The organism is Marinithermus hydrothermalis DSM 14884 (assembly GCF_000195335.1).
Taxonomy (GTDB): Bacteria; Deinococcota; Deinococci; order Deinococcales; family Marinithermaceae; genus Marinithermus; species Marinithermus hydrothermalis.
This window is the reverse complement of sequence record NC_015387.1, coordinates 1,255,537-1,266,003: the sequence shown is the minus strand read 5'-3', so window position 1 is coordinate 1,266,003 and position 10,467 is coordinate 1,255,537. Positions and strand designations below refer to the sequence as shown.

Genomic DNA, 10,467 nt, shown 5'->3' with positions numbered 1-10,467 from the left:
CGGCCCCTGCGACGGTTAACGGAAGGTGCGCTCGAGCTTCCAGGTGCCGTCCTTCACCCGCACGATGACCGCGGCGTCCTCGAAGCTGAGGCCCAGGTGGTCCTCGCTGGAGTAGTTGAAGACGCCGTGGGTAGCGACCAAGCCACGGGTTTGCTCGATCGCGTCACGAAGGGCGCTGCGGAACGCGGCGAGGTCGTCCGGCTGCACCTGGTCCAGGGTGCGCTCGAGGGCGTCCTTGAGGATCAGCCACGCGTCCATCGCGTGCCCTCCGAAGGTCGAGAAGCTGCCGATGCCGTAACGGCCCTCGTACTGGACGATGTACTCGAGCGCGACCGGTTTGGAGGGGAACTCCGCGCCGAGCTGGTCAGCGACCAGGATGGGGCCCGCGGGCAGCAGGGTGTTCTCCACGAACTCACCGCCCACACGGAGGAAGTCGGGGTTGGCCACGCCGTGGGTTTGGTAGATCTGGCCGCGGTAGCCGCGCTCGACCAGGGTGCGCTGCGGCAGGACGGCGGGGGTGCCGGCCGCGCCGACCAGCACCGCGTCGGGGCGCCGGCTGAGGATCTTCAGGACCTGGCCGGTCACGGAGGTGTCCGTAGGGGCGTAGCGCTCGTCCGCGACGATCTCGAGGCCGGCGGCCTGGGCTTCCTCGGCGAACTCCCGCGCCCACCCTTCGCCGTACGCGGTGTTGAACCCGATGTAGGCAACGGTCTGGTACCCGCGCGCCACCATGTCCGCGACGACGGCCTTGGCCATGATCTCGTCGGTCTGGGGCACCTTGAAGACCCAGTGCCGCTTCTCATCCACCGGGCTGATGATGGCTTTGGCCGCCGCGAGGGAGATGAAGGGCACCTGAGCTTCGGCGACGGGATCGATCATCGCCAGGGAGATCGGCGAGGTGGTGCCGCCGAGGATCGCGTGCACGCGGTCCTCCTCGATCAGCTTACGCGTGTTGCGCACCGCGGTGGTGGGGTCGGTCCCGTCATCGAGGATGATGAACTCGACCGGGTGCCCGCCGATGCCGCCCGCCTTGTTGATCTCCTCCTGGATCATGAGGAAGGTGTTCTTTTCCGGAATACCCAGGGACGCGGCCGGTCCCGTGGCGGAGACGGTCACGCCCACGCGGATAGGGGATGCGGCGAAACCCAGGCTCAAGCCGACGGCGAGAGCCAGTACACCGATAAACGTGCGTTTACCCATCGTCATCACCTCCATTTGCCTAACCCCGCAGCGGCCGCGCGCCGCAGCAGGGGTTGGGGCCGGTACCGGTCTTCGCCCAGCTCGTGGAAGAGGCCTTCGAGGCCGCGCAGCACCTCCTTGATCCCGAGGGTTTCGCTCCACTCGAGGGGGCCTTGGGGGTAGTTGGTCCCGAGCCGCATCGCCCGGTCGATCCCTTGGGGGTCCGCGATGCCTTCCTGCAAGGCGCTCACCGCTTCGTTGATGAGCAGGGCGAGGATGCGGAACCCTACGCCGCCCGGGGTGTCCGGGAGGGTCAGGGTGCGCAGGCCGTGCGCTTCGAAGTAGCGCCGGGCGAGGGCTACCGCCTCCTCGCCGCCCGCGAGCGGCGCGTAGAGCTCGGCCACGGCGCGCTCCGTGACGGGCGGCACGAGGCTGAACCCAGCCACGTCGGAGGCCTCGCTGTACGCGCGGAGCGCTGTGCTTGCCGAGTGCCCCCAGACCAGGGTGACCACGGGCAGTTTCGGGGGGGCGGCGGGGTAGGATTTTTTCTCGAGGCGCACGCGGGCATCCAGAATGAACGCGGCTTCGTCGGAGTTGGTGGTGTGCGCGAAGCGCGCGCGCAGGAGGTCGGCGAGCGGACCCGAGCCGAGGATGAGGGCCTTGGGGGCTTGCTCCGAGCGGGCCGGGGGCGGTTCGGGCTCCTGGGGTTCTCGAGGGTACCGGTAGAACCCCCGCCCGCTTTTTTGCCCCAGGTACCCGGCCTCGACCATGCGGCGCTGGATGGGGTGGGGTTTGTAGCGCGGCTCCTGGAAGTACGCCGCGTACACGCTGGTGGTTGCGGCGTAGTTCACGTCCAGGCCGATCAGGTCCATGAGCTCGAAGGGCCCCATGCGGAACCCCAGGCCGCGCATGATGGTATCGATCGCTTCGAAGGGGATCCCCTCCCCGTGGAGCTTAAGGGCCTCCCCGTAGAACGGTCGGGCCACGCGGTTCACGATGAAGCCCGGGGAGTCCTTGGCCACGACGGGTTCCTTGCCCAAACGCTGCGCGAACGCCACCGCCGCCTCGACCACCTCGGGCGCGGTCTCGAGGCCGGGGATGACCTCCACCAGCTTCATGAGGGGGGCGGGGTTGAAAAAGTGCAACCCCACGACCTGGTGCGGGCGTTTCGTGGCGCTCGCGATCGCGGTGATGGAGAGGGTGGAGGTGTTGGTGGCGAGGATGGCGTGGGGCGCGCACTCGTCCAGCCGGGCGAAGAGCTCGCGCTTGAGCTCGAGCCGCTCCGGCGCGGCTTCGATCACCCAGCGGGCGTCCTTGAGGTCCTCGAGCGCGGCGGTGGTCTGGATGCGCTCGAGGATCGCGCCGGCGGGTTCGTTCAGGCGGCCTTTGGCCTCGAGTTTTTGCAGGATGGCCTGGAGGTGCTCGAGGGCCCGGGGGAGGGCTTCGGGGAAGGCGTCGTAGAGCGTTACGGGGAATCCGGATTGTGCAGCGACCTGGGCGATGCCGCGCCCCATGGTTCCTGCACCAATGACGGCTACGCGTTCGTTCAAGGCGACCCTCCTAACAAACAGCCGTTAGGCTTGTGGTATCCCAGCTCAATGCAAGTCTATGCACGGACATTTGTCCCGTCAAGTCACGTGCTGCGGCAGCCCCTTCAACGGCGAGTCCTTGAGCGCCACGAACCCGCCCTCGAACCCCTCAACCCGGCTCCCCTCGAGGAACCAGCTCTTGGGCGTCTGGTGGCCCCAGAGCGTTTGGCGGCGCGGGTCGTTGAGCGACCAACGAATGGGCTCCAGGTCGGGGTCCACGGTCAGGTAGTCCGAGGTGTACAGCTCCACCCGGTGCCCGTCCGGATCGCGCAGATACACGAACATCGCGTTGGAGATCCCGTGACGGCCAGGGCCGCGCTCGATCCGGTCCGTCTGCATGGCCGCGGCGAGGATGTCGGCCGCGCGGATGATCGCGTGCAGGTCCGGCAGCCAGAAGGCGATGTGGTGCAGCCGAGGGCCCGTGCCGTTCGTGAGGGCCAGGTCGTGCACGTTCCCCTTGCGGTGCAGCCACGCGGCCCACATCCGCCCCTCGTCGTCCTCGGTGTACTCGGTAAGGCGGAAGTCGAAGGCCTCCGCGTAGAACTGGTAGGTCCCCTGGACGTCAGGGGTCAGGACGTTGAAGTGGTCGAGCCGCTGAATGCCCGGGCCGCGGTAGCGGTGGTAGGCCTGCAACAGGCGCTCGTGCTTCTCGGCCCGGTAGTAGAACGCGACCGGGAAGCCGAAGGGGTCCTGGATCCGCACCATGCGCGGGCGGCCGCGCTCCTCCTCCTCGCGCCAGGGCAGGCCGTGGGCCTTGGCCAGGTCGATCACGCGATCCAGCTCGGCCTCGCCCGCCACCTTGTACGCCAGGTGCTTCAGCCCAGGCTCCGGGTGGACCTCGAGCTTCAAGGACCACTCCCGTTCCTCGTACCCCCTAAGGTACAGCGCGTTCTCGGTCTCGTGGACCACGTTGAACCCCAGGAGGTCCACGTAGAACCGCCGCGACGCCTCCAGGTCCTTCACGTACAGTACCGCGTGCCCTACACGTACCACGTTCGGTTTCATGTCACCCTCCGGTACGCCCGCTTCCAGTACACGAGCGGCGGGCGTTCGTCACCCAACACGATCTCCTTGACCTCGCCCACCACGATGCGGTGGTCGCCCCCCGGGTACAGCGCCCACACCGTGCACACCAGGCTCGCCAGAGCCCCCTCGAGAACCGGGTCCCCCGCCTCGGGGAAGGGGGGGCGCTCGAGCAATGCCGGGTCGCTTTTCCCCGCGAAGTGGTCGGACACGTGGGCCTGCTGCGCGGCGAGCAGGTTCACCACGAACCGCTTCGAGCGCTCGATGACGGGCAGGATGTTCGCGCGCTCATCCACGCAGACCAGCACGAGGGGCGGCTCGAGGCTGACCGAGCTGAACGCGCTGGCGGTCATGCCGCGCACCTCGTGCGCGTCGCGGGAGGTGAGCACGGTCACCCCGCTCGCCCACCGCGAAAGCGCTTCGCGGAACCGGTCCTTCACGCGCCGACCTCCTCGTGTTTCCAGCCGAGAAACGCCCGGATGCGTGCCTTGAAGGGCTCGGTGTCGTACACCTTAAAGAGCGCCTGATGCATCCGGACCGGATCCCCGAAGAAGTACCGCTCGTACAGGGCCTGGCGCGCCCCGAAGGAGGAGAGGGTCATGTCCCAAGCGAGCCGGAAGAGCTGGGTCTTCTCCCGGGCGGGCAGGTTCCGGCCCTGCATGAACTTCTCCACGAACGGACCGAGGGGGCTCTCAAAATCCTTCTCCGAGGCGAACATGATCAGCCCGCTCGCGCCGATCTGCTGCACGATCTCGTGGATGCGCTGGTACAACCTGGGGTAGAGGTTGCGCGCCCCGTCGAGCGTCTTGCGGTCGGGGCACATCACGCCGTAGGCGTTCACCTCCGCCTTGGCCTCGGCCGCAGCCCAGAAGGCCTTCATCGTCTCGAGGTAAACGATCACCTCAGCGATCTTCTCCTGCACGTGGCTAAACGCGTCCGCGCCGATTCCTTCCGCGATGAGGCTCACGAGCCCCAAGAAGGCTTCGGTCTTGGCGACCTTGTGCACCACCACCTGGTGCGCCATGTGCATCAGCGCGCCGGTCGCGGCGTAGGCCTGGTTCACGATCTCGAGGTTGTTCAGCACGAAAACCCGCTCCCACGGGACCAGCACGTCGTCGAAGACGCACATCGCGTCCATCTCCTCGAAGCGGCTGGAGACGGGGTGGTCGTAGCCCGAGGTTCCCGCGAGCGGCTCGCGGCAGATGAAGTGCAGTCCCGGGGTGTTGGTGGGGATGGCGAAGGCCAGGGCGTACTTCTCGTTGCCCGGCTCCATCTTCAAGACGGTGGAGGGAAAGACGAGGAGCTCGTCGGCCACGGGGAGCGTGGCCAGCATGCGCGCGCCGCGCACGATGATGCCTTCCGCGGTCTGCTTCACCACGCCCACAGGGATGTACGGGTCCGGCTGGTTCGCGGGCGAAGCGCCCCGGTTTACCTGGGGGTTGGTTAGGGCGTGGGTGGTGCACAGGTCATTCTCGCGCACGTACTCGTAGTAGTTGCGCACGTTCTCCCCGAACCGGGGGTCACCCTGCGCGAAGAAGTCCGCGGCCATGCCGTACGCGGTGAGGGCCGCGTTCAGGTAGTCCGGGGTGCGCCCCATCATCCCGAGCGTCTGGTCGGCCCAGGTCTTGTACGCCGCGGAGCGCTTCGCGAGGTCCTCCCGGGTCTTGGGCTCGAGGAAACTCATCCCCACCGGCTTGCCGGAGGTGGGGGAGGTGTAGGTGAGGACCTCCTTGTACTGGGGGTCGTGCTGCATGTCGTACAGCCGGGCCATGGACTGCACCACACCCTTAAAGGCCGGGTGGGTCGTGGGGTCCTCGACCTTCTCGCCTTTGATCCAGAGGTTCGGGGGGTTTTCCTTGAGGGCCTCGATGTACTCTTGTCCGGTGCGTGCCATGGTTACGCCTCCTTTTTGCCGAACTTGGGGATGGGGTGCTCGCCGAGCGGCACGGCGATGTTCTTGATCTCGGTGTAGAACTCGAGGGCGTACTGCCCGCCCTCGCGGTGCGTGCCGGAGAACTTCATGCCGCCGAAGGGCGTGGGCAGGTGCCGCACGTTGTGGCTGTTGATCCAGGTCATGCCGGCCTCGAGCCGGAGGGCCACGCGGTGCGCGCGGGTCACGTCCCGGGTCCAGACGTAGGCGGCCAGGCCGTACTTTGTGTCGTTGGCTTTCTTTAGGGCGTCGGCTTCGTCTTTGAAGGGGATGGCGACGAGTACGGGCCCGAAGATCTCCTCCTGCGCGATCCGCATGTGGTTTTCCCCCACGAACAGGGTGGGGGCGACGTAGTTCCCCTCCGTGCCGAGGCGCTGGCCGCCCGCCACGAGCCGCGCCCCCTCTTCCTGGCCGATCTGGATGTAGCCCAGGACGCGCTCGAGGTGCTCGGGGTGGATCAGGGGGCCGACCTCGGTCTCGGGGTCGAGGGGGTGGCCCACCCGGATGTTTTGGGCGCGTTCCGCGAGTCGTGCGACGAAGGCTTCGAAGATGGACTCTTGGATGAGGGCGCGGGAGTTGGCCGTGCAGCGCTCGCCGTTGAAGGAGTAGATCTGGAAGACGGTGGCGTCCAGGGCGCGCTCGAGGTCCGCGTCCTCGAAGATGATCGCGGGGCTTTTGCCGCCGAGCTCGAGGGAGAGGCGCTTGAGGTGGTCGGCCCCGTTGCGCATCACGATCTGGCCGGTCGTGGTCTCGCCGGTGAGGCAGATGAGGGGCACGTCGGGGTGCGCGACGAGGGGCGCGCCGGCCTCCTCCCCGAACCCCTGGACCACGTTGAACACGCCGGGGGGCAGGTCGGCCTCCTGGATGATCTCCGCGAGCTTCCAGGCCGTGAGGGGGGACCATTCCGCGGGTTTGAGGACCACGGTGTTCCCGGCGGCGAGTGCGGGCGCGATCCGCCAGGTGGAGAGCATCAGGGGGGCGTTCCAGGGGGTGATGATCCCGGTGACGCCCACGGGCACGCGGACGGTGTAGTTGACCCAGTCCTGGTCCACAGGGTAGGTGTGCCCGTCCATGGCGCGCTCGGCGTACTCCGCGTAGAAGCTGAAGTTCTCCGCCGCGCGCGCGACCTGTTTGCGCACGATCTTGAGCACCTGACCGGCGTCGAGGCACTCGATCACCGCGAGCTCGTCCGCGTGCTTCTCTAAAAGCTCGGCGATCTTGAGGAGGTAGCGCTTGCGCTCCTTGGCCTTGGTGCGCCCCCACGGGCCCTCGAACGCCGCGCGGGCGGCCTGCACGGCCTTGGCGACGTCCTCCGCGTGCCCGCGGTAGACGCGCCCCAGCACCCGGTTCGTGGCCGGGTCCAGGGTCTCGAAGGTCTCGCCGCGCGCGCCGGGTACGAAGGCGTTCCCGATGAAGTGCGGCACCGTGGTCTTCGCGATGCGCTCGCGCACCGACTCGATGAAGGCCGGATCAAAGGCTCGCCTCATTCCCGTTCCTCCTCGATGGGGTTCTCGAGCGCCTCGAGCCCGTCGATCTCGAGGCGCATCACGTCCCCGGGATGGACGTGACTGATCCCCTTGGGGGTGCCGGTGAGGATCACGTCCCCCTGCTCAAGGGTCATGAAGCGGCTGATGTACTCGATGATCTCGGGGATCTTGAAGATCATGTCGCGGGTGTTGCCTTCCTGGCGCAGCTCGCCGTTCACGTAGGCCCGCATGTTCAGGTTGTGCGGGTCCGGCACCTCGTCCGCGGAGACCAGGTACGGGCCGAGCGGGCCGAAGGTGTCCCACCCCTTGCCGCGGATGGGGGGGCGGAAGTAGTTCTTCACGTAGTCGCGCACCACGATATCGTTCGCGATGGTGTACCCCCCCACGTAGTCCATCGCGTCCTTGGCCTTGACCTTCCGGGCGTTGCGGCCGATCACCACCGCGAGCTCCACCTCGTAGTGCATGTACCGAGCCCCTTTGGGGTAGATGACCGTGCCCCGGTGGGGCAGCAGCGCGGTGTTCGGCTTCCAGAACAGGGCCGGTTCCGGGGGGCGCTCGAGCTCGAGCTCGGCGGCGTGGTCGGCGTAGTTCAGGGCGAGGCCGATCACCTTTTGGGGCTCTACGGGCAGCAGGAACTGCACCGCGTCGGGGTGGTGGGCCTCTCCGGCCTCGTCGTAGAGCCAACCGTCCTTGAGCTGCCCTTCGTGGAGGCGTCCTTTGGCGATGAACCGGGCCGTCTTCATGCCTGCTCCTTCGGGGCGGGGATGAGGCCGTAGCCCTCGGCCATCTTCCGGAGGCGCGCCTGGATCTCGGGCGTGGTGGGGCCGAGGGGTTCGCGCCACTCCGGCTCGATCAGGCCCATCCAGCCGAGGACGGTCTTGAGAGGGATGGGGTTCGTGTCCCAGAAGACGGCCTCGTTGGCCTCGAGGAGGAAGTAGTGGAGCTCCTGGGCCTTTTGGTACCGGCCCTCGAGGGCGTGCTGGCAGAGCTGGGCCACCTCGCGGGGCAGCCAGTTCCCGGTAGCGGCGATGGTGCCCACGCCGCCCACGGCCATCATGGGGAGGGTGAGGGCCTCGAGGCCGCAGAACACCTTGAAGTCACGGCCAACGGTGCGGAGCAGGGTGGAGACGTACTCCACGTCGCGGCTGGAGTGCTTGAGGCCCACGATGTTCTTGAAGTCCTTGCGCAGCCGGGACACCGTGGCGACCTCGATTTGGACGCCCGTGCGGCCAGGGATGTTGTAGAGCACGATGGGCAGTTCCGGAACGCGCGCGGCTACGGCGCCGAAGAAGCGGTACAGGCCGTCCTGGTTCGGCTTGATGTAGTAGGGCGTGATCAAGAGGGCGCCTGCGGCCCCGACCTTGTGGGCGAACGCGGTGAGCTCGAGGGTTTCGTCGAGGCGGAGTGATCCGGTGCCGGCGAGGACGGGGACCCGTCCCTTGGCGAAACGCACCGCGAGTTCGATCAGGTACTTGCGTTCCTCGAGGGTCAGGGTTCCGGGCTCGCCGGTGGTGCCGCCGACGCTGATGCCGTGGGAACCGGCCTCGATCTGGCGTTCGACGAGGCGTTCGAGGGCGGCCTCGTCAATGGCGCCGTTTTTGAACGGGGTAACCAACGGTACGATGGATCCCTTCAGGTCCACGGGTACACCTCCTTGGGCTTTCGCCCGCAGTCTAGGGGGTGGGGTGGCGGCGGGGAAATGCGTTAATTCGACAAATGAGGCGTCTAAAAATGTTCAATTAAACAAAACAGTGCGCATGTAAATGTTTCCATGCGGTATTTTTGTTTATATAAACCAGATTGCTACTGTGATTTGGAGGAATCAACATGCACTTCGGTACCCTTGCACAGGCCCTGGGTTTGGAGCTGCTGTTGGACACCCCCACCCCCGTCGCCTGGGTGGACGCCGGGGTCGAGGCCCGGCCGGAGCTTCCCCGAGGCACGGTCTGGCTGGCCCGGCGCGTGCCGGACGGGCTGGTGGCGCACCTCGCCCGTGTAGGCGCGGCGGGGTTGTGGTGCGGGCAGGAGGCTTCGGAGGCGGTGCTGGCGGCTTGCCGGAGCCATGGGTTGGGCCTTGCGCTCCTGCCTCCTTGGCTCAGCCCCGAGACCGTGCTTGCGGAGGCGCGGGAGCGCGTGGCGGAGGCCGAGGGGCCTTCCGCCCTGGCGTTGGCTGGGATGCTCGAGGTCCTGCTCGCGCGGATGGAGCGGGAACGCGCGGTGATTGAGACGCTGTACCGTTGGTTGGGGTTGCCGATCGCCCTGGTGAGTTCCTGGGGGCAGGTGCTGGCCTGGGCGGGGGAGGTGCCGCGCGCCCACCCCCGGATTCCCGGCGGCGGGCCGGACTACCTCGCCCTGCCCGCCGGGGAGGGGTTGCTCGTGGCTTACGGGCACCGCGCGGAGCTTGAACGCGCTCGGAGCGTGCTGGAGCTCGCCGCGAGGCTGTTGAAGGTGCGGGCTTTGGAGGAGCGTGTGGCGCGCGCGGAGGAGGAGGGGCTGAGAGGAACGCTTTTGGACGACCTTTTGGTGGGGGAGGCGGATCCGGAGCGGGCGCTCGCGTTTGGGTTCGATCCCCTGGTGCCGTACGTGCTCGCTTTGGTGGAGCCGCCCCCGATTCCCGGGCGGCACCGGCTTGCGGAGGCCCGCCGGCGCGAGGCGCTCTTGCACTTGCGGCGCGAGGCCGTGGCGTATTTGGAGCGGCTTGGGGTGGCCTACCTCGTGACGGGCCGCGGCGGGCGGGCGGTGATCCTGTGGCAGACCCACGCGACCGAGCGCGAGGTGCAGGCCTTGATCAGCGCGCTGGGGGAGGCGGTGCGCGTGGGGTACTCCGCGCCGCGGTTTGATCTGGCGGAGGTGCCCCAGGCGTACCGCGAGGCGTTGATCGCGTTGAAGACCGCGCGGCCCGGGCAGTACGCGGATTTCACGCGGCTGGATCCGGTGGCCTGGGTGTTGCTGCAGCAGTCACCGGAGGACCTGCGGGCCTTGGCCGAGCGGTTCTTGCCGTTGGAGGGGAAGCTGTTGCGGACCCTCGAGGTCTACCTGGCCCACGAGGGGGATTTAACTCGGGCGGCAGCGGAGTTGCACGTGCACCCGAACACCTTGCGCTACCGGCTGGGTCGGATCGAGGCGGTATTGGGAGGGTCGTTGCGGGCGCCGGAGGTGCTGGCGCAGGTGTATTTGGCGTTGCGGGCGCGGGGGTTGCTGGAGGAGGGGTAAGGAGAAAATCTTCACGAGCATAGTTTATCGTGAAGAAAATCACTAA

At 67.6% G+C, this 10,467-nt stretch carries 9 protein-coding genes; 1 reads left to right on the top strand and 8 read right to left on the bottom strand.

From position 1 onward, the window contains the following. Positions 1-15: 15 nt before the first annotated feature. The 8 genes from MARKY_RS06350 to hpaI form a co-directional block, all read right to left on the bottom strand. The gene (locus MARKY_RS06350) at positions 16-1,200 is read right to left on the bottom strand and encodes an ABC transporter substrate-binding protein (protein WP_013704055.1); all 1,185 of its coding nucleotides are present in this window, start codon (positions 1,198-1,200) and stop codon (positions 16-18) included. Positions 1,201-1,205: 5 nt separating this feature from the next. Beyond that, on the bottom strand, positions 1,206-2,729 hold the full coding sequence (locus MARKY_RS06345; protein ID WP_013704054.1) for a 3-hydroxyacyl-CoA dehydrogenase: 1,524 nt from the start codon (positions 2,727-2,729) through the stop codon (positions 1,206-1,208). A 78-nt stretch (positions 2,730-2,807) separates the two neighbouring features. Then, a complete protein-coding gene (gene hpaD / locus MARKY_RS06340) occupies positions 2,808-3,773 on the bottom strand; it encodes a 3,4-dihydroxyphenylacetate 2,3-dioxygenase (protein ID WP_013704053.1) in 966 nt (321 codons plus the stop codon). Continuing rightward, positions 3,770-4,231, bottom strand: coding sequence for a 4-hydroxyphenylacetate 3-monooxygenase reductase subunit (hpaC, locus tag MARKY_RS06335; RefSeq protein WP_013704052.1), 462 nt, complete (start codon positions 4,229-4,231; stop codon positions 3,770-3,772). The genes hpaD and hpaC overlap by 4 nt, the downstream gene beginning before the upstream one ends. Further along, positions 4,228-5,685 carry a 4-hydroxyphenylacetate 3-monooxygenase, oxygenase component gene (hpaB, locus tag MARKY_RS06330; protein ID WP_013704051.1) on the bottom strand — a complete coding sequence of 486 codons (1,458 nt, stop codon included), beginning with the start codon at positions 5,683-5,685 and terminating at the stop codon, positions 4,228-4,230. The genes hpaC and hpaB overlap by 4 nt, the downstream gene beginning before the upstream one ends. A 2-nt stretch (positions 5,686-5,687) precedes the next feature. Next, positions 5,688-7,208 carry a 5-carboxymethyl-2-hydroxymuconate semialdehyde dehydrogenase gene (gene hpaE / locus MARKY_RS06325; protein WP_013704050.1) on the bottom strand — a complete coding sequence of 507 codons (1,521 nt, stop codon included), beginning with the start codon at positions 7,206-7,208 and terminating at the stop codon, positions 5,688-5,690. Further along, positions 7,205-7,951, bottom strand: coding sequence for a fumarylacetoacetate hydrolase family protein (locus MARKY_RS06320; protein ID WP_013704049.1), 747 nt, complete (start codon positions 7,949-7,951; stop codon positions 7,205-7,207). The genes hpaE and MARKY_RS06320 overlap by 4 nt, the downstream gene beginning before the upstream one ends. Continuing rightward, entirely contained in the window at positions 7,948-8,850 is a 903-nt protein-coding gene (gene hpaI / locus MARKY_RS06315; RefSeq protein WP_013704048.1) for a 2,4-dihydroxyhept-2-ene-1,7-dioic acid aldolase, read from the bottom strand. The genes MARKY_RS06320 and hpaI overlap by 4 nt, the downstream gene beginning before the upstream one ends. Before the next feature lie 185 nt (positions 8,851-9,035). On the opposite strand from hpaI, the gene MARKY_RS06310 reads away from it, so the two are divergent. After that, positions 9,036-10,421 carry a PucR family transcriptional regulator gene (locus MARKY_RS06310; RefSeq protein ID WP_013704047.1) on the top strand — a complete coding sequence of 462 codons (1,386 nt, stop codon included), beginning with the start codon at positions 9,036-9,038 and terminating at the stop codon, positions 10,419-10,421. Positions 10,422-10,467 lie beyond the last annotated feature (46 nt).

Excerpts from the sequence above, each read along its gene's own strand:
- MARKY_RS06350 (WP_013704055.1), bottom strand. The coding sequence starts at position 1,200 with ATGGGTAAACGCACGTTTATCGGTGTACTGGCTCTCGCCGTCGGCTTG.
- hpaD (WP_013704053.1), bottom strand. The coding sequence starts at position 3,773 with ATGAAACCGAACGTGGTACGTGTAGGGCACGCGGTACTGTACGTGAAG.
- hpaB (WP_013704051.1), bottom strand. The coding sequence starts at position 5,685 with ATGGCACGCACCGGACAAGAGTACATCGAGGCCCTCAAGGAAAACCCC.
- hpaE (WP_013704050.1), bottom strand. The coding sequence starts at position 7,208 with ATGAGGCGAGCCTTTGATCCGGCCTTCATCGAGTCGGTGCGCGAGCGC.
- MARKY_RS06320 (WP_013704049.1), bottom strand. The coding sequence starts at position 7,951 with ATGAAGACGGCCCGGTTCATCGCCAAAGGACGCCTCCACGAAGGGCAG.
- MARKY_RS06310 (WP_013704047.1), top strand. The coding sequence starts at position 9,036 with ATGCACTTCGGTACCCTTGCACAGGCCCTGGGTTTGGAGCTGCTGTTG.